Below are 19,624 nucleotides of genomic sequence, written 5' to 3' on the forward strand. Positions count from 1 at the left end.
AAAATCATCAAACCTTTTTGGTATAAATGACAAGCTATGGCGACGTTGAACCACCAATCGATCACACCATTTGATTTATTATCATATTTCTTCTAGCGTCAAATTGTAAGGTAAAAATGACATTTTTTATATTTTTTGACCAGATTATTTTCCCGGTAAATAATTCTTAACTATTTCTTTGTGTTTTTCCCAAACACTGATATAATGGATAATTAGACAATTCCATCAGGCTATACTACAAATTGGATTTTTCGGCAAGTCTGATTTGAACAAAATATCTTAGTTATACTTGATAACTTGCCAACTATCTTCAAATTTTGTAAAATTGATTACAGTTTTTTTAATAATTATGTGATATGTCTCACCGAATGGCTGGGAATATGAAACCAATTAAATCAATGCGACAAGGAGACGTAATTCTACAAGCTACCCAGGACTTACCTGATCTGAGTTTGATATCTGTAGAAAAGCTTTGTGATTTAGTATTAGCGAGGGGGGAAGTCACGGGACACACTCACCGCATTACACAAGGGGAAGCTGAACTTTATCAGTGGGGTACAAATCTCTGCTTACGGGTTTATTCCCAAACGGCTATACTCACCCATGAGGAACACCATCCTATTGCTATTCCCCGGGGAGACTGGCTAGTAACGATTCAACGGGAGTATGAACCGAGGGGATGGCGGCGGGTAGTTGATTAAATTGATGAAAATTTATGAATACAACTGATGAGAAAATTCTACTCATTGATGACAGTATAGTGATGAGATGTCTGATTAAAGATGAATTACTCAAAAGGATGACGGGGGAGGTGATTGAGGCGCGTGATGGTCAAGTGGCTAGTGAGATTTTAGCGGCTGAAGGGGCGAGTTTTTCGCTAATTATGTTGGATTGGACGTTGCCGAAAGTTAGTGGTATGAAGCTATTTTGGCAAATTCAAGGCCATAGAGATTGGCAGAAAATTCCTTTGGTATTAATGGAGGTTAAACCCAGTACAATTGATGAACATATACCGCAATATTTTTATGGCTATTGTCAGTTTTTACGAAAACCTTTAGAATCGGAAAGATTTTGGGCGGCGATCGCCTCGGCTAGGGAAAAAGCTAATCAGCCTCATTCTTTCACGAGGTTAACAGATAACAGGTCTCGCTTGCACGCGATCGCCAAACCCGCTATGGTATTTGAGGACGGTTATCAGGTCTACGCCCATCACGGTTGGATTTTCCGAGAAGATTATCTATGGGGGGTTGAGTTAATCCGTCATAGTGTGGATGAAAGCGATCGCCTCCACGCCGAAGGAGAAGCCGCCATCGAATTTTCCGATGGATTTTGCTGCTACTTCAATCAGGGGGTAAGGTTACCGGAAAAATACGGAAAACTGCACCCAAATCAATGGCAATCACAATGGTTATTAACGGAACCAAATGCGGAAATTAGAAGGGTGCTAATTCAGGGGATAGGTTATGGCAGAATTTGCCAAGAACTCGATTCGATAGAATTAGATAATTGGCGGGAATATACTTTATTGAAAATTGATAACTCTCAGGAAAACGAGCCAATTTTATTATTACAAATGACCTGTGGGAGTACCAAATCAATTCATGTCCTGCGGGTTCCCCCAGATATGACCTCAGCTAGGGCGGCGATTAAGTGGGTGAACTGGGGGATTGACCCGGAAGAATTTGCAGTGGAAACTTAAACAATATTTAATGATTATGATCTGGGCAAAATGTATCGCTGAATTCTAGCCATATCGAGATAAAAATGTTACCATCTATTCTACAATAGTAGCATCTAATGGTTGGAGAGTTGGGCTTTTTTTTATGGATTATAAACAAGAATTAATTACGACAATCCACGATTTTGGCTGTGACCTCGAATTATTAGAAGGTCGCTTAACCCAACTCAGTGAAATTTCCCCAACAGCAGTTCTAATTCCGGCGTTGTATGAAGAACTAGCAAGACCGGCACTGACTCAAATTCGCGATTGCTTAAAAGACTGTGAATTTGTCAGAATTGTTGTAATATGTGTACGAGCAACCACCCTAGAAGAATATGCCAATACGGTTCAATTTTTTGAAATCATGCCCCAACCGACCCTAGTAATCTGGGAAAATGGACCCCGGGTAACTCAACTTTTGAACAAATTAAGGGAAAAGGGGCTAGATCTATTGAGTTTTAAAGGTAAAGGTCAAGCGGTGTGGCTAGGACTAGGTTTAGCATCCCTGCAAGCGGAAGCGATCGCTCTCCATGATGCAGATATTACCACCTATGATAAATCCTATCCGCTCAAATTGTTATTTCCCCTAGTGGAGAAGGACTTAGGCTTGGCCTTCAATAAAGCCTACTACGCGCGCATAGGAGGGGAACCCCTAGGTTTTCATGGTCGGGTAGTACGTCTGTTTGTGACACCGTTACTGACAGCAATGATGGATGTATTTGGTTATAACAATTACCTCCGGTATCTTAGCGCCTATCGTTACCCCCTGTCGGGAGAATTTGCCCTGACCGATGACCTGGCCCTTAATACTCGCATTCCGGGTAACTGGGGGTTAGAAATCGGGTTATTAGCAGAAGTCTACCGCAATGTTGCCGATAAACGTATCGCCCAAATCGACTTAGGGATTTTCGACCATAAACATCAAAGCCTGGGAAGATCCAGCAATGAAGGCCTGCGGAAGATGTGCCGGGATATTTTCCGTTCAATTCTCAGAACCCTAGTAGAAACGGAAAGAGTTACCATTAGCCGGGAACAAATCCATACTTTGCGGGTAAAATTTCGGCGAGAAGCACAAGACTACACGAGACAATATTTTCTTGATGCCCGATTTAATAACCTACACTACGATCGCCACCAGGAAGAAATGACTGTAGAAATCTTTGAACAGGTGATCGCAGAAGCCGGGGACGAATATTTCCGCAACCCAGCCGGGGCGCAAATTCCTGACTGGACTAGGGCGTTAGCGGTAATGCCAGCCCTGCGGGAACAACTACGGGAAGCCACCCGGCGCGATATGGTACAAGCGAGGGAACTTACCGAAAAAAATGCTCGTGAACCTTCGCCGGAGGCTGACTCGGAAGCAAATTAGACTGTTGTGGGTTCTCGTCTTGTTTCTCAGAACGGTTATTGTATTAAAAGGAACTACAAGACGCGATCGCCTGATTTTTGGGACTCGACAAAAAGGAAGAGAATGTTTATTGCATCGGACAACACTACAATTTTTATCTTACTAATTTCCCTAGGGATTCTGACTTGGGGGTACTACCGCGCTAGACCTTATGGAAAAGCTGGCATTCTCTCATGGCTACAGTCAGTATCTCTGATGGGACCCTGGCTATTATTTTTTGGGCTAACTGCCTTTGGCATCTATATTAACTTTGTCAGCATTCTGCTGTTATTCGTCGCGGCCACGGGTATTTACATTTACTTGGGGCGAAAACTGCGATCGCTGGCTGAAGAATTAGATGACAACAACCCACAGATTCCTCAAGAGGGGGAAACTCCTACCCCAGAAGCTGTTAACCTCAGCGACACCAGCCGGGAAACTTCAGAGACTCCCCAAACTGAAACTACAGCTATCAACCCAGAAGACCTAAAAGTTATCCAAGGTATTTTTGGCATTGATACCTTTTTCGCCACGGAAACTTTCCCCTATCAAGAGGGAGTGATTTTTAAGGGGAACCTTCGCAGTGACCCGGAAGAGGTCCATGGTCGTCTCAGCCGCAGCCTTCAAGAAAAAATGGGCGATCGCTTCCGTTTATTTTTAATCGAAAATCCTGACGGTAAACCTGTTGTCATTGTCCTTCCCAGTAGCAAAGACCCCCAACCCGCTACAGATGGACAAAAAATCCTCGCCCTGGTTTTACTGGTGATTACAGTCGCCACTATTTTTCAAGCCGGGGGTCTACTTTTGGGCTTCGACTTCTTTGGTGAACCTATGCGTTATGGGGAAGTCTTACCTATTGCGATCGGTATAGGATCGGTTCTCGCCGCCCATGAAATCGCCCATCAAGTTATCGCCAACCGCCACCAGGTTAAATTTAGTCTCCCCTTTTTCATTCCTACTGTACAAATCGGACCTTTGGCGCTTTTAACCGATTTGAGTCTCTACTTCCCAACCGGAAGGTTTTATTTGATGTCGCCCTAGCTGGACCCGCCGCCGGGGGTTTGTTATCACTACTTATGCTATTGGCTGGATTGATACTTTCCCACCAAGGTAGTTTGTTTCAAGTTCCCACTAGCTTTTTCCAGGGTTCTGTTTTGGTCGGGCTACTTTCCAAATTGATTCTCGGAAACGCCCTCAAACAAAGTATTGTCGATGTTCATCCCTTGACTATTATTGGTTGGCTAGGCTTGGTGATTACTGCTATTAATTTAATGCCAGCCGGACAGTTAGATGGTGGTCGCATTATCCAGTCTATCTTTGGGCGCAAAGTCGCTGGAAGGTCTACTTTTGCTACTTTTATTGTTTTGGCGATCGCTTCTTTGGTCAATCCCCTGGCTTTGTATTGGGCGGCGGTTATCCTGATTTTACAGCGTAACCTCGAACGTCCTAGCCTTAATGAACTCACTGAACCCGACGACACCCGCGCCGCTTGGGGACTCCTGGCTATCTTTATGATGATTATTACCCTCTTTCCCCTTACCCCTACCTTAGCCAGTCGCTTGGGAATTGGCGGTTGATCTCACCCCATACACAAACCACCCCCTGTCTCTATATCGGCTATTGTGTTAATTTATGTAACAAAAAATTAAGAAGTGTTAGAAAAAACGGCTTTTTGGCACTGGGGGGGTTGATTTTGTAGGTGGCTCGTGGTATTATTTTTAATAATGGGAATATTGAGAATTTTATTTTTTTAGCAAATTATCCATTGTGCTATAAACTATATGTCAATAGCTTATCACGACTCGACAACAGTTGTCAACCCCCAGAATGATTCAACCATTGTTGAAAGACAAGATTTCTGTCATCATCAGGGATAAGTAATTGATAGACCCGATGTCGTTTTTTGGCATAAGTTTCGAGACGATCGCATTTTAAGCCATAGCCAATTTGATCAAGAAAGCGACTTAATACCATAATGGGGGTAGATCGTGGTGCTAACCCTATTCCGATAATAGACTTAATAGCAGTGCGATCGCCTAAAGCCAGCTTCGCCATTTGCTGTAAATCAGGATCAGTATTTTTAAACTCCCGATTTTCCTGTTGTAATAAAGTAGGAAAGCGTAATAATTCCAGAGTAGCGACGACCGCGCCTAATTGCGATCGGTTAAAATCAGGACCAAATAAACTACCTTTTCCTCGTTGTCCCAAATCCTGTGCTATTCGCGCATCTCTCGCGGACAGGAAAGGGCGACCCACAGTTAAGAAATAATGCAATTTTAATTTTTCATACCATCCCTGGTCATCCTTAGTTATCAATTCAGGATTAACGGGAATACCATAGCGCAATTTTAACTGATGTTTGCGTAAAGATTGACTTTCAGCAGGAGTTTTAAACACTTTTTTTTGCAAAACATGATATGCCAAATCACTTAAATCTGTAGCGTTAGATATAGCCCAGCATTCGGTCTGATAATTGCGATCGCGCACAGCGTCAATCAAATCAGTTAAACTAGGTTTAAGGTGATGGTCAGCCACCAAATCAGAATCAGAAGTTTCGCAAGGGGGAGAAACGGGTGATAATTGATGACCTTCAGCTTCCAAGCCAGCCAATACAGATTCCCGATAGCGGGTCATAGTAGCATTAAACCGGACGGCAATTTTAGCCCAACACATTAAAGACTCAGCTTGAAACCCCATTTCCAAATCATCAAAATCATCAAAATCTGACTGTTGTAATAAACGAATGTTTAACTGAGTTAAGCGATGGCTACAACTCAGCAGGGAAGCCATAGATAAAGCGCCATTTCCCAACCTATTTAAACCGTGGGAAGCTATCCACAAATGGCGAGGTATATTTTCGCGAATTCTAGCCAAAGCCTGACGCACAGAATTTTCAGATTGAACCCCTTGGGCGATACCCCATACGGAGGTAAAATGACCTTTTAAATCAATACTCACCCCAGTTTCAATAGCAGGGGAAGCCAAAACCAGATCATAATCTGCTAAAATATGATTAAGTCGGTTGATGCAACCGTAGGCGGGATGATGAGGGTCAGCCAAAGACTGGGAATCAATACGGAGGATTTTCAGTTGAGGAAATTGGGCTTTAAAATAGGCTTCTAAGGTAGAAGTCCCCCACTTACTAGCTAACTTTTGGGCGGACAAACACACAAAGGGACGACCGCCATTAGCGAGATGATTTTCTAGGTCTTTAACTAATTGTTTAGGAGTATGACCGCCATAGTGATAAACATTCCAAGCCTGATCAGCAGCAGGTCGAAAATGGTTTTCGATAATAAAGGGAGTTAGGGGAATTCCCGATAAGGCTTTGAGATAATCAATAGTAGTATCACTGAGGTCAGCATCAGCGATAACTACCCGACCATTGGACATGAAGACATTTTGCAATAAAACTTTTAGCGATCGCAATATAGCGACTCGATATTGGCGACAGGTGTCGGAATTTAGACCATGCCAAATTATCTGTTCAACTTCATCAAAAATCACCAAAGTATTAGACCAATTATTGGGGTTAAAACCCAGGGAGGAAGAGGGATGCAGGGAATCAATACATAATCCATAACCCTCCCCAGGACGACTGATAACCGTCCCCATTCCGGCTTTCATATAGTTTAAACCAAACCGCTGACAGAGAGATTCTACTAAGCGGATACGATGACCGATAACCAGGACAGACTGACCTTTATCGCTGGCTTGTTTAACGAGATTTTCTAGGAGTCTAGTTTTCCCGCTACCTTTGGGGGATTTAATCGCCACCAATTGGGAGGCTTGAGGGATAGCTAAATCCTCTGGGAGATAGGGACAATTGAGGTTTAAATCGGCGGAATAGGTCAAGCGTGAGTGGGAGATGGCGCGCCAGGTTTCCAGGGGTGTAGCGGCTTGATAGGCTTGATGTAGGGCTTCTACTCCTTGGGTCGCAATGAGATCATCAACACCTTTCCCTAATTGGGGTTTCCAGGTAATGACTTTAGTATGGCAACCTCTGCGGCTGAGAAGATATCCCATTTGGCGGATAGCTGCGTCTACGGCTTTGATGGTGTTAGGTTTGGTATCGCTATCAAAGACAATATAGATTTGGCGACCTTTGCTGGCTAGTTTTTGTAATTCTGGAATTAACTGAGATTTTCCGATGCGGTTTCCCCATTGGTCTCGCGGGACTCGATAGCCGCCGTTAATACCGGGAAGGGCTATGGCTGGGTATCCAGCAGTAAGTAGTGATCCGGCTTTTTTTGCGCCTTCGGTGATACAGATGGGAATTTCGTGATGATCAATGACCCACTCCCAAAATCCTAAATCGGCGCGGTCTGGTTGTATGGCTTCGGGGGAAATGGTTAAACTGTGACGATGGGCGATCGCTTCCCAAATTGATTGGGAGACTCGCAAGGCGAAAATTCCGGTGGCGGTTTGGGGAGGATGTTCGTATTTTATGGGTTTATTGCTGTGACTGCTAAGGCGAGGTTTGGCGGGTTTGAAGCATCCCCACAGATCCTCGTTTCCGGTTAAGATATCGACACCTGAACACCACCAGCCCCCTTGGTTAACATGACTATAGCGTTTAAGAATGCGATCGCATACTCGACCACCATTGCGTCTGGGTAGGTTGTCGGCATACAGCAGATAATCTAAAGGGCGATCGCCTTCTAGGGGGATAACATTCAATTGAGTTAGCTCTGGGTCAACGCAGCTTGCGTTCCATTCTATCAGATGATTCACTATATCTCCAGGAAATTAGGCACACCCCACACTGCCTATACAATCAATTGGGATTTAGGGGATTTATACTATAACCCCAGATGTGGAGTTTTTGTCAATTGATTGGCTGAATCTTCCATAGATATGGGGTAATTGACCGGACTCATCAGGTCCTCGCCCCATCCTGACTCAGTTTAATGATATCAATGGCTTCTCCAATTTGGGTTAGCTGGTGGTTTTCGGAATTATAAGCCCAAACCTTTAAAGATATTTCGCCAGAGGGTAAACTAGCGGTGGGAATCCTTAGCCTCCAGCCAGATTGTGCATATTCACGAATTCCTAAAACACTAGCAACATCCCAGCGAGGAATATTTACTTCTCCCACAGCAATTAACTGGTTATTCTCCCCGACACTGAGATAAACAGCATCAGCAGGTTTTCGGGTTTCGGGAATTACTCCCCACCCGGTTAAAACTGAGGGTTGACCTACCCGAATTGGTGATTCTGGAATGACATCAATTGCGCCATTAAATTGGTTGGTAGTGGCGAAAGTTGGGGGCATATCACTCCGTCGCCAAAACCAATGGGATTGGACGAATTTGTGAGGGCGATATTGTTGTAAAATGTATTGATAAATTAGAGAGGCTGAATCGGCTTTTAAGACTTCATCCCAGGGGTTTTGAAACCAGACATCATTAGTTAATAAAATTATGGGCGGTTGGGTCGTTTCCAAGTCTTCAATTACCCGGTTTTGGGCGACGGTAGGTTTGGCATACAGAACATAGCTATATTTAGAACAGGATGGCTTATTATATAGATAATACCACAATCCCTCTGATGTGACATTAAAAAAACAGGATTGATTGGCTATTTCGGCTGACATGACATTTTTGGCTTCTAAATAATCGGGTTTGAGTAATTCAGCATCAGGGATAGAGATAGCGGCTGGGAGGCGCGAGAGTTTCTGGGATGCTTCCAGGACATTAAAACCAGATTCTGAGGTCAGAATAAATATCAATAACACGCCTATACTCAGCTTTTGCGGCAAAGTTAGGGTTAATTTATGTAGGGGATTTTCCAGATATCGCCGATAAGCCAAGAGTAATAAATATACACTTAACAATGCTGTCATCATTGCGCCGTGATAAGCATGACCTAAATCACTGCGGTCTAAGGTTATTCTCATATAAACGCCGGCGGCGGATAGGAGAATTAGGGTAAATAAATGTTTGCGGACAAAGGGTTTTAGTTGGAATTTATGGCTGATTAAGTCCCAGGTGAGATAGGTTAAAACTCCGGCTTGAATGAGAATAGATAGCCAGAATTTTTGAGAGATAAAGGTCATTTGGAAGGGGGGAAGGGGAATGAAGGAGATGTAGCGACCATATTTTCCCCAGTAGGCGATTTGAGAGGCGATCGCATTGACTTGATCTAGTCCTAAAAAAATGGCGATCGCCGTGAAGGAAACTACTACCCCGGTGGAAGTTACAGTTAACCAAGTCTTGCGAATTGGGGAAGGTAAAAATAGGCTGATGATACAGGTAATCAAATAAACGGCTAGGAAATATATGGCGCGGTCATACACATATAAAAAACCCCCAGGAATAGACAACCCCACCAACAGGGATAAAATTATGGCTTGTCGGCTATGAAAATGGCGGTTATCTTGGACATGATTAGATTTTAATTCTTCTGGCTTTTCCCAGGGTAGAAATAGGCGAAAATAACGTAGAGTGATGGCGAGTTGAAAGACAAACCAAGTCCCTCGCCTTCCGTCAAACTTGAAGAAAATGCCATCAAAAATACACGCGAATAAACAGAAGAGTAAAAAAATGGGTAATTTTGACTTTTTTAATCCTACTAACCCGGTGATTTCCCACAAAATCCAAAAATAGCCTACAGCAGTGAGTGCATTTTGGAGATTAACAAATAGCCGAGTCAATACAATTCCATTATCATTGCTAATCAACCTCATGGCTATTTCTGTGGGTAAAACATCCATACCATAGCCATGAATTAAGACGGTATTAATAAATGGCTTTTCCAGTTGGGAGAAATTCGGCCAAAATCCTAAAAACTCTCCCTCGTGGAAGGAGTCCCGCAAAAGGGAGGTAATTGGAAACTGATTGAAAGGAATATTAATGACCCAAGCTAAGAGTAAAATTCCGGTAACGGTTGCTAAAAACCAATTTTGGCTGAGAGTTTTGGCGGTAATGTTAATGACAGAATGGAGATATTCTCCCAGCGATATTTTCCCGAATTGCGAAACTATCAGAGTTAGCAGGGGGGGAGTAAATAGCAAAATCAGATATTTGAGATAATCTGTATAGGGACTGATATTCTCAATGCTGGCTTGGGAAATTACCCCGGTGGTATTGTTTCCGAGAGGGATAGCAATGGGGTTGACCAGGGGAACAAAAATCATCCAACTGGTAAGGGTAATTATCAGGACTACGGCTAAACTTGGTGACGGGGTAAATTTGCGATCGCTCATTTTTACCTAAGACTCCCAACTGGAAACGCGATCGCCAGACGAAAAGGAATATAGCTTATGTCCGGTAAAACTAATTAAGGCTACACAGGCGGCGCTTACGAGTCTAGCAGGGGTAGGAGACCATCCCAATTCATTAATCAACAATTGTAATAACCCCAAATTCGCCAATAAGCTATTTAAGGCGACTGTCGCAAATACCCCATATTGCATCAACCAATTACGCCAGTAAATACCAAACACAAACCGACGACTTAACCAGAAATTGGTACTTAATCCCAAAAAGTAACTAATTCCCAAGGCGTAAACATACCAAACTCCCGCCTGGGTAAGAAGAGAAAACACCAAAACATCTACAACTGTCGCACTTCCCCCGGTGAGTAAATAACCGCCAAACTGTCGCAAAGTAGCGATCGCCTGACGACGGCGAGATTTTCGGGAAACCGCCGCCACTGTGGTGGGGGTGTCGGCTTCGGCTTCCTCGACATATTCACTATCACTATTGACATTCCAGAGGTTATGTTTTCCGGGGGTCATGACATTTTCCGCCGCCAAAATTCCCATCAAGAGGCTATGGTCTTGATTGTTATACTTAAATGCACCATATCGACCGACCAACTGCAAATTCTGGAAGCCTTTAAAATACTCCTCAATGGTTGCTAAAGAGGCTTTATAATTTCCGGCATATATCGGATAAGTCCGAGGTAAACGCACAACAAACCCCCCAGAAACCTGCTGCTTTTGGAGTAATCCAATTTTAATCAGGTCGGCTTGCGCCATTTGTCGCAGGTCTTCCTCTGGACAATTCCATAACTGATCATCAAAGTTACACCAATACTCACAACAGAGGGGAGTTTGATGATTATTGGGTAACATTTCCGGCGACCAATTAGCAAAATTTGTCACCCTTCCTAATTTCACCCTGGGGTCGTTAATATATAGCCAGTTATCGGGGAATAAATGACCATCATCAATAATTAAATAGACTAAAATGGTATTCCGAAATTTAAGCGATCGCGCTGATTCTATCACTGGCTGAGGCGGTGCTGTTTTCAACTCTTCCACCAATAAAGTTAACGGAATAGAAGAAATCACCCCCCCACAGGGAAAAGTTTGCACTTCTTTAGTCTCACGGTTGCGGACAGTCACATGGGTAGCCTCACCATCATTATGATGTACCTCAATCACTTCGGTATTCAGTAATAAAGGCTGCTGATGCTGATTTAAATAATCAGCTATTTTATCATAAAGTTGACCAGAACCCAACCGAGGAAATTGGAATTGGTCAATCAAGGTTTTGACTTTACCATCATTTCCCAATAAGGCATTAACCACCGCTTTATATAAGGACAAACCCTTAATTCTTTGTGCCGCCCAGTCGGCGCTAATTTCTGTACAAGGAATTCCCCAAAGTTTCTCGGTGTAACTTTCAAAGAAAATCTCAAACAGCCGTCTCCCAAATTTACCAATCACCCACTCGGAAAAATTCTCTGGCTGGGGTTTGGGAAATAAACGCACTTTCACATAAGACGAAAGTATTTTAACTGTCTCTAATAACCCCAACGCGGAAAGCACCTGTTTGGCTTGGAGAGGATAACTAAAGTATTTTCCCCCGTAATAAATGCGGGTAAGTCGATTAACTGTTACCTGGTCTTTTCCTAATACTTGATTCCAGAGTTTCACCACAGGCGATAATTTGGTGAAAAATCGATGGGGTCCGAAATCGAGAATAAACCCTTCATACTCGATACTTTTCGCTAGTCCCCCCACCCGCTTATCTCTTTCTACTACTACTACAGGAATTCCCTGACTGGTGAGAGTATAAGCCGCAGCTAACCCCGCTGGACCTGCACCTAAAATGTAAATCGGTTTCATCACACCACACTCAAATTATCGACTAGGGCAAATTGTACTTATCATACACTATCATTCATAATAACCCGATTTTTCTATTCAAAAGGGGTTGACATTATCCTCTATTTTCTGATATTATAGGTTATATATAATACAATTAAAATATTTGTATATATTTTTTTTGAGGATAGATTCCCATTATAATATAAGTATATCCGACTTTCCCCCAAATTGTCAACCCCCCTTCCCCAAAAAGCCGGGCGATGATAAGTTTTGCTAATTTTAAATTTGCAAATAGTTTTAATATTTAAAAGATTGTAAATATTTATGACATTTTTATTGCTAGTGATTATCAAATAGTTGACGACAGAATGGGGGTTGTGGTAGATTTATGTAAATGAAAATCGACTGGGGTTTATGTCAGCACCCCCGGCTGAAGCACGGGGGCTTCCTGCCCCCCGCTTTCAGGTAGCTGACCAGCTTAAGCCTTAACTGGCTACGTTCAGAGCAAGAGTTAAAGTTCCTACCCTGGAATGCGTGCTAGTTCCCGGCTCATGAACCAAATCGTTAAACAGTCCTAAGGGGTTAAGACAGTGCGATTTGGAAAGTACCGACTCTGAACATTAGCGTTCGCGCAGCGTGCGCGTTAGCGCAAGCGCAAACATTACCCCGCAAGGGAGTCGGAGCCAACCATAGCTCCATGGAGGGGCAACCATACCCCTCCACCCCGCAAGGGGGTGCTGGCGGCGGTCAGCCGCTTGAGTCGGTTTTCCTCTCCGCGATCAATCACGGAGCTTCCAACCCTCCCAGGAGTTTTACGTGAACTAAGCAAAATATAGCCCCAAAAGACGATTATATGGTGAGCTTTAGACGATCGCAGTAGGAATTTCAAGTTTAGCGATGCACGAGTTTTGGGGAAATTCGGAGCGATCGAAAATCGGCGACTTGACAAAACCGGTGATTTATGGTATGTGCTGTCAAACTGAGTAAAATCAAGATGGTGGAATTTCCAAAGCGATCGCGCCTAATAAGCCCTTGCGAAAATCATTAAGTAGTTGTCGTGCGGTGCGTTCCAAATCTCCTTGAAAGCGTTGATCAGCCAAGGCTTGTAGATAAGACTCTCCAGTTTCCGAAGCGATCGGCAGAGAATAGCGATCGGTCAGTTTATCGTGAATTTGGAGATCTTGAAACAAATCGACCATACCCGCAGCCACCCGTTGGTTATCATAACCCGCCTCACCAATATCCTCACAAATCGCCAACTTGAGGGCATCCTGTTGATTTTCAATGCGGCTAGGAATGACCCCCGGCGCATCCAACAATTCAATTTGCTTAGAAATCCTGACCCACTGTAACTTTCGTGTCACCCCAGCCCGTCGAGCGCTTTCCACAACTCGCCGCCCCAAAAGTCGATTAATCAAAGCCGACTTACCGACATTAGGAAATCCAATCACCCCAGCCCGGACAGGTCGGGGTAACATTCCCCGTTGCTGACGTTTTTGATTCAACTGTTCCCCAGCTTGTTTAGTAGCGCGTACTACCGCATCGACCCCATCTCCCTGTTGAGCATTGGTAAAATAGGGGATTTCCTGGTGTTCCTCAAACCACTGTTGCCATTGTTGTTGTATATGGGGAGGAATCATATCTTGGCGGTTAATAATCAATAATCGTGGCTTTTGGGATACCCATTGAGATACTTTAGGATGGTGAGTAGCCAAGGGAATACGAGCATCGCGAACTTCTAGGACCACATCAACTCGTTTAAGTTGTTCTGTGAGGGTGCGTTCGGCTTTAGCAATATGACCAGGATACCATTGAATTGTCATAATCGGGGAAAATAGTTAATAGTGGATTAATAGTTAAGTGAAATGTTCAAGTTTTATTTTGTCCCTGATACATATATTGAGGCAATCGCATGGTGAAGGTTGACCCTTTGTTTGACTGACTTTCCACCCAGAGATCACCACCCATCATCTGACATAATTTATGGGTGATAGAAAGTCCTAAACCGGTCCCCCCATATTTACGGGTTGTGCTTTCATCAGCTTGGGTAAAGGGACTAAAAACAGTTGCTAGTTGTCGCTCATTCATCCCAATTCCAGTATCCTGAACTTCAAAAAAGATAAAGGGAATTTCTGAGAGTTCTTCTTGGTCTTCTTGGGGAGATTCTCGGGAGTGATAAATGGGCAAATCCGGTAAATCTGTAGCGGGAATTAACTGTTTCCATACTCGTAAAGTCACCTGTCCTTGTTCGGTAAATTTACAGGCATTACTTAACAGATTAAGCAGTGACTGTCTCACCTTAGTTAAATCAGTATACATCAAGTCAAGGCCGGGCGCAACCTCTAGGATAAATTGATTTTGATTTTTGTCTGCTAATGGTGCGATCGTAGTTTCCACTTCCCAAAGCAAGGTATTAATTTGACATTTTTCCAAGTGAAAATTCATCCGACCAGCTTCAATCTTGGAAAAGTCGAGAATATCACTAATTAAGGTGAGGAGATGTTGACCAGCAACGTGGATATTTTTCAAGTCCGCCACAAACTCCTCCTGGCCGAGGTCTTCAGCGTCTTCTTGTAGTAATTCACTGTAGCCGAGAATAGCATTTAAGGGAGTGCGAAGTTCATGACTCATGTTAGCTAAAAATAGGCTTTTAGCTTGGTTAGCTTGTTCAGCAGCTTCTTTAGCTCTACGGAGTTCCTCAGCCTGCTTATGTTCAGTGATATCACTAGCCAGAATAAGCAAACAGGGAGTATTTTCTAGTTGGATAGGTTCAATAGCCATTAACCAATCTCGAATTGTTCCCGATTTATGGCGAACTTGAACGGTTAAATTACTGAGGCGATCGCCATTAGTAATCCTTTGTAAAATGGGGTTAATCTGTTCAGCATCCCACATTTCCAAATCCTCAAAAGTGCGGTCAATGACCTGTTCTCGACTCCACCCCAATTGCTGAAGAAAACTATCATTGACATCCACAAATCGGCCTTCTTCAACAGTAGTAATACTAATACCAATGGGACTAGCCTTAAACACCCGCGAAAACCTTTCCTCACTAGCTCTTAAAGCCATTTCCGCTCGTTTGCGTTCCGTGATATCCTGAACAGTGCTAGTAATATGGGTAGGAGTAACGATCGCCTGTTCAACCACAAATCGTTCTTGGCCGTCAGGGCGTGCAATCCGATAATCTATAGAATAGGGAACTTGCTCTGAGATAGCTTGAGAAATAGCATTTTCCACCCGTGGGCGATCCTGATGATGGATATATTGCATCAAGCTATCAATGCTGGGAGTCACTTGCTGAGGATTAACGCCAAAAATGCGGTACAACTGATCAGACCAAGTACAGGTTAGTTGTGGGATATCTAATTCCCAGTGTCCTAACTTAGCAATACGTTGAGCGGTAGCTAAACTAGCTTCCCCCGAACGTAGAGAGGCTTCTACAGTTTGTCGTTCTTCCACCGCACCCGCCAAAAATAAACCGGTGACAGTCATCACCAAAATAAAGGCTTGTAGAGAAAAGACCTGGGGATTTTCGTTAAGGTTGCTCATAAAAGGACCGCTACCCCGTAGGACACCCCAGACGGCAAATGTTGCCGTTAATAAGTGAGCGATCGCAGTTCCTCGCTGACCAAAACGCAGGGAAGCCCAGACCAATAGTGGAAATGGCAGGTACTCTAGGGGGTAGTGAATAGTGAGAACGCGGGTTCTGGAACAGAATACAAACCAATTCAAAGCCGAAAATAGTAGGAACCAGATGGCTATTTCCAGATAGCTCAATAATTTAGGCAGCCATAGCTGTTGCTTGGGGTTTTTGAGAATTTCCCAGCTTTCTGGTAATAGCCAACTCCAATAATTGCCAGTTGACTCCTGCAAGTCTCTGGTCTGTTGATATTTAATCCGAAATCGATAGGCCCAAGTCATAAGTGCCGGGGCTAATAGCAGAACGCCAATGGTATCTCCCAGCCACCATGTTACCCAAATATCAGCGAATGTATCGGGTTTAATTTCTCCAGCGATTAATAATGCGATCGGAGTAATAGTAGAATTAATCAGACTCGAGAGGGCTCCAGCTAGAATAGCTAGTCCCAGTACATCCTTGAGGCGGGCTAAAGCCGGAGAGAAACCGATCCTTTTTAACATCCACCAACCCGCGCCAGCTTCTAGGAGGGTTCCCAGAGTCCAAATTAATCCCAGATAACCGGAGTGACCCGTCAGCCAATAATTAGAAAACAAAGCACCGAGAACAATTCCCGGCCAACATTTACCCCCCCACCAGATTAAAACCACTAAAGACCACCCTGCGGCTGGCCAGAAAATGGCTTCCATGGCATTGAGCATTAAAGTCTCAATGGTGATCCAGATTAGCCCCAGATAGACCAGAAGCGCAACCATATTGATAGTTAGGTAGCGTCCCAGTTTCGATCTGAGGATGTTATGGAACTGAAGCATTTTAGTCCCCTCCGTTGCTTCTCCCCCACACTCAAAGAAATTATCCTCAGTATTAAGCTACCCGCCGCTAAGTCTTGCGACTTCCTTGGGGCACTTCCTCAAACTTCCTAGAATCTGAAGACAAGTTGCACAAACTCACCACCGCTGTCTCTGGCTTCCTACTTTTGAGTTCATCCACCCAGTAAGCGAACCCAGCTAGACCATTAGACACCCACTTCCCACCTCGTTGAAGTAATGGGATATTTTATAGTTTGACACTTCCGCCGTTAATTGCTAGAGCCATCTAACGGGGGATTCTTGCTTCTTTCAACTTTACTATAGCACTCAATTACTCTTGAAACTCCCGCGACTACCGACTCCACAAGCATTTTCAACGCGGTGGGTCAGTTCTAAATAGGTGTGTTGGGGTAAGCGATCGCACTTACAGACTTACCCCAAAATCCTTTTACCAACGGCAATTAGGCATCATCTAAAGCCACAATACCGGGAAGTTGCTTCCCTTCGAGGAGTTCCAGACTAGCCCCACCACCTGTAGAAATGTGGCTCATCTTTTCACCCAAATTCAATTGTTCCACAGCAGCCACCGAGTCGCCGCCACCGATAATTGTAGTAGTACCGGTGCTGGTTAGTTCTGCCAAAGTTTGAGCGATCGCCCGAGTACCCGCCGCAAACTTCTCAAACTCAAACACTCCCATGGGACCATTCCAGAGGACAGTTTTGCAGTCTCCCAAGGCTTCTTGGAAAACCTTAACCGAATCAGGGCCAATATCCAATCCCATCCAACCATCAGGAATTGCTTCAACGCTAACAGTTTGAGAATCAGCATCAGCCGCAAACTTATCAGCCAGAACCACATCTGTAGGTAACAACATAGTTACCCCTTTTTCTTTCGCCTTCGCTTCCAGGGACTTAGCCAACTCCAGCTTATCTTCTTCCACCAGGGAATTACCCACACTCAGCCCCCTGGCTTTGTAGAATGTGAAAATCATGCCGCCACCTAGCAACAACTTGTCGCATTTGTCAAGTAACGCTTCAATGACACCAATTTTGCTAGATACCTTAGAACCACCAATAATCGCTGCTAGGGGACGTTGAGGGCTTTCAATCGCCCCTTGGAGGAACTGCAATTCCTTCTCAATCAAATAACCCGCCACACAGGGACTCAGATATTTAGTCACCCCTTCAGTGGAAGCATGGGCGCGGTGTGCAGTACCAAAAGCATCATTTACATACAGATCCGCTACCGAAGCCAACTGCTTGGCAAATTCCGGATCATTTTTCTCTTCGGCTGCATGGAAGCGAACATTTTCCAGTAACAGCACATCGCCATCACTCATGGCCCCCACTGCTACGGCGACTTCCTCTCCAATGCAATCGTCACATTTCTTAACGGTTTTGCCCAAAAGTTCCGACAAACGCGCCGCCACAGGAGTTAAGCGCATTGATTCAACTACTTGACCTTTGGGACGGCCAAAGTGGCTGCTCAGAATCACTTTAGCCCCTTTAGAGGTCAGATCTTGAATGGTAGGCAGAGCCGCCCGAATCCTGGTATCATCACTAATAGAGCCATTATCAAGGGGTACGTTAAAGTCAGCACGCACCAGCACTTTCTTACCGGATAGTTCTGATGCTGACAGATTTGCTACAGTTTTTTTAGCCACAGGATTAACCTCGTTGATCGTTTATTCTGGTTTAATCGAAATTAAATGGGAACGGTGAGGGTTATTGGTTAAATGGCCCCTAGGTTGTTACCAACCCGCTGGCCTACCAGCCATCAAATCGTTCACCGTAAACATTCTACCTAAGTCCGCGTCTTGGAGATGCGAGATATGTTTAAGACCGTTTTATTTGCTATAGATCAAAGTCGGGAAGCCCGCGAGGCGGCTGAAAGGGTCATTAATATTGTCCAAACCTATCAGTCTAACCTCTATCTTCTCGCTGTTGTTGAACCAAAAGAACCAGACGGGGAACCTCCCCATTCTGAACCGATGACTTCCCCTGATACGGTGAGCCAACTTTTACAGGAGGCTCATGGTATCTTCTCTAAGCTAGGGATTGATGCCAAACTCATTGAACGTGAAGGTAAACCTGCTTTTACTATCTGTGATGTGGCTGATGAGATTGATGCTGATCTGATTGTGATGGGTAGTCGCGGCACTGGACTTACAGAAGAAGGTGTTGCTGACAGTATCACTAACCGTGTGATTAATCTCTCTCCCTGTCCTGTCTTAGTTGTTCCTTAACTGATTCCCCCCCGTTGACCTATAACCTATAACCTACCTTTGACGGGGGGTTCTCCATTTCTACTAAGTTGATTTTTTAGTCAATTTTTAAAAATGTCCCCCCAGACCAACCGAGGGGGTTGACAAGTTCCGGGAATTGATGGTATTATATTGACATATTGCTGAATAATGGAAATATATCCACAAATTTTAAAAATGCGTATATTCCCATTATCTAAAATGATATCATGAGCCGAGCAAAAAAGCTACACCCTCCCCAATGAAGTCGATTTTTGTAACAATTCTTAACTTTTCGTTACAAAAGTTAACATAAGGGAGTTGGATGGTGGATTATTGATTGATTGATTGTCGGTGATTCTTTCCAATTCTTGAATATAGAAATCACCAATATCTAAACCGGGGAGTCCTTCGACAGTAATTTGTTCATAATTAACCTGACCCCGGATGAACATTTGTTCACCGACAGAAGGTAGAGGTTGGGTAGTAAAAACCCAGATAGTGGCGGTGGAGTCTTGAAGCTGATACGCACCAGCGCCGACAAAGGGAGCCAGGTTAGCGACAGTCCCCTCTATGTAGATTTTAGACCCAACTTGGCGCTGTTGTGCGATCGCCTCAATTTTAGTAGTTTGGCGAGTAAATTGAGTGGTAGACTCAATAATTTGGCGACAGCCAATCATCCCTGGTGTTAGGGATAGTAGAATCAAGAGAATATGGAAGCGGTTAGCAAAGCGTGGGGGTAGGAGAATGGCAAATGTAGTCATTTT

13 protein-coding genes and 1 pseudogene are annotated in these 19,624 nt (G+C 44.0%); 6 read left to right on the forward strand and 8 right to left on the reverse strand.

The window, feature by feature from the left end; all coding sequences use genetic code 11:
- Positions 1 to 380 precede the first annotated feature (380 nt).
- From NLZ44_RS05655 to NLZ44_RS05670, 4 genes and pseudogenes are all read left to right on the forward strand, one after another.
- Positions 381 to 701, forward strand: a complete 321-nt coding sequence (locus tag NLZ44_RS05655) for a DUF8820 family protein (RefSeq protein WP_493752128.1) — start codon at positions 381 to 383, stop codon at positions 699 to 701.
- A gap of 14 nt (positions 702 to 715) precedes the next feature.
- Complete coding sequence (locus NLZ44_RS05660; protein WP_493752129.1) at positions 716 to 1,699, forward strand: DUF6745 domain-containing protein; 984 nt, start codon at positions 716 to 718, stop codon at positions 1,697 to 1,699.
- Positions 1,700 to 1,823: 124 nt separating this feature from the next.
- Positions 1,824 to 3,089, forward strand: a complete 1,266-nt coding sequence (locus NLZ44_RS05665) for a glycosyltransferase family protein (RefSeq protein ID WP_493752130.1) — start codon at positions 1,824 to 1,826, stop codon at positions 3,087 to 3,089.
- A gap of 102 nt (positions 3,090 to 3,191) precedes the next feature.
- Positions 3,192 to 4,684, forward strand: a pseudogene (locus NLZ44_RS05670) (site-2 protease family protein).
- Positions 4,685 to 4,922: 238 nt separating this feature from the next.
- Here NLZ44_RS05670 and NLZ44_RS05675 read toward each other — a convergent pair.
- From NLZ44_RS05675 to NLZ44_RS05700, 6 genes are all read right to left on the reverse strand, one after another.
- Positions 4,923 to 7,841: a plasmid replication protein, CyRepA1 family gene (locus tag NLZ44_RS05675; protein ID WP_493752131.1), complete on the reverse strand. Its 2,919-nt coding sequence runs from the start codon at positions 7,839 to 7,841 to the stop codon at positions 4,923 to 4,925.
- Positions 7,842 to 7,986: 145 nt separating this feature from the next.
- Positions 7,987 to 10,314, reverse strand: a complete 2,328-nt coding sequence (locus NLZ44_RS05680) for a hypothetical protein (RefSeq protein WP_493752132.1) — start codon at positions 10,312 to 10,314, stop codon at positions 7,987 to 7,989.
- Positions 10,315 to 10,320: 6 nt separating this feature from the next.
- A complete protein-coding gene (locus NLZ44_RS05685) occupies positions 10,321 to 12,186 on the reverse strand; it encodes a GtrA family protein (protein ID WP_493752133.1) in 1,866 nt (621 codons plus the stop codon).
- Positions 12,187 to 12,829: 643 nt separating this feature from the next.
- Positions 12,830 to 13,018 carry a hypothetical protein gene (locus tag NLZ44_RS05690; RefSeq protein ID WP_071776849.1) on the reverse strand — a complete coding sequence of 63 codons (189 nt, stop codon included), beginning with the start codon at positions 13,016 to 13,018 and terminating at the stop codon, positions 12,830 to 12,832.
- 139 nt (positions 13,019 to 13,157) lie between these two features.
- Entirely contained in the window at positions 13,158 to 13,991 is an 834-nt protein-coding gene (gene ylqF / locus NLZ44_RS05695; RefSeq protein WP_111891954.1) for a ribosome biogenesis GTPase YlqF, read from the reverse strand.
- Positions 13,992 to 14,037: 46 nt separating this feature from the next.
- The gene (locus NLZ44_RS05700) at positions 14,038 to 16,560 is read right to left on the reverse strand and encodes an MASE1 domain-containing protein (protein ID WP_493752134.1); all 2,523 of its coding nucleotides are present in this window, start codon (positions 16,558 to 16,560) and stop codon (positions 14,038 to 14,040) included.
- Between the two features lie 42 nt (positions 16,561 to 16,602).
- On the opposite strand from NLZ44_RS05700, the gene NLZ44_RS05705 reads away from it, so the two are divergent.
- Positions 16,603 to 16,728: a hypothetical protein gene (locus NLZ44_RS05705; protein ID WP_493752135.1), complete on the forward strand. Its 126-nt coding sequence runs from the start codon at positions 16,603 to 16,605 to the stop codon at positions 16,726 to 16,728.
- 347 nt (positions 16,729 to 17,075) lie between these two features.
- On the opposite strand, the gene NLZ44_RS05710 is transcribed toward NLZ44_RS05705, so the two are convergent.
- The gene (locus NLZ44_RS05710; RefSeq protein ID WP_493752136.1) at positions 17,076 to 18,278 is read right to left on the reverse strand and encodes a phosphoglycerate kinase; all 1,203 of its coding nucleotides are present in this window, start codon (positions 18,276 to 18,278) and stop codon (positions 17,076 to 17,078) included.
- Between the two features lie 168 nt (positions 18,279 to 18,446).
- Here NLZ44_RS05710 and NLZ44_RS05715 point away from each other — a divergent pair, with 168 nt between their 5' ends.
- On the forward strand, positions 18,447 to 18,860 hold the full coding sequence (locus tag NLZ44_RS05715) for a universal stress protein (RefSeq protein WP_006626245.1): 414 nt from the start codon (positions 18,447 to 18,449) through the stop codon (positions 18,858 to 18,860).
- A gap of 284 nt (positions 18,861 to 19,144) precedes the next feature.
- Here the strand turns inward: NLZ44_RS05715 and NLZ44_RS05720 are convergent, their stop codons facing one another.
- A complete protein-coding gene (locus NLZ44_RS05720; RefSeq protein ID WP_493752137.1) occupies positions 19,145 to 19,621 on the reverse strand; it encodes a hypothetical protein in 477 nt (158 codons plus the stop codon).
- Positions 19,622 to 19,624: the final 3 nt, after the last annotated feature.

Source organism: Arthrospira sp. PCC 9901 (assembly GCF_059013425.1).

Excerpts from the sequence above, each read along its gene's own strand:
- NLZ44_RS05720 (WP_493752137.1), bottom strand. The coding sequence starts at position 19,621 with ATGACTACATTTGCCATTCTCCTACCCCCACGCTTTGCTAACCGCTTC.
- NLZ44_RS05655 (WP_493752128.1), top strand. The coding sequence starts at position 381 with ATGAAACCAATTAAATCAATGCGACAAGGAGACGTAATTCTACAAGCT.
- NLZ44_RS05700 (WP_493752134.1), bottom strand. The coding sequence starts at position 16,560 with ATGGTTGCGCTTCTGGTCTATCTGGGGCTAATCTGGATCACCATTGAG.
- NLZ44_RS05680 (WP_493752132.1), bottom strand. The coding sequence starts at position 10,314 with ATGAGCGATCGCAAATTTACCCCGTCACCAAGTTTAGCCGTAGTCCTG.
- NLZ44_RS05665 (WP_493752130.1), top strand. The coding sequence starts at position 1,824 with ATGGATTATAAACAAGAATTAATTACGACAATCCACGATTTTGGCTGT.
- NLZ44_RS05715 (WP_006626245.1), top strand. The coding sequence starts at position 18,447 with ATGTTTAAGACCGTTTTATTTGCTATAGATCAAAGTCGGGAAGCCCGC.
- ylqF (WP_111891954.1), bottom strand. The coding sequence starts at position 13,991 with ATGACAATTCAATGGTATCCTGGTCATATTGCTAAAGCCGAACGCACC.
- NLZ44_RS05685 (WP_493752133.1), bottom strand. The coding sequence starts at position 12,186 with ATGAAACCGATTTACATTTTAGGTGCAGGTCCAGCGGGGTTAGCTGCG.
- NLZ44_RS05660 (WP_493752129.1), top strand. The coding sequence starts at position 716 with ATGAATACAACTGATGAGAAAATTCTACTCATTGATGACAGTATAGTG.
- NLZ44_RS05705 (WP_493752135.1), top strand. The coding sequence starts at position 16,603 with ATGGAACTGAAGCATTTTAGTCCCCTCCGTTGCTTCTCCCCCACACTC.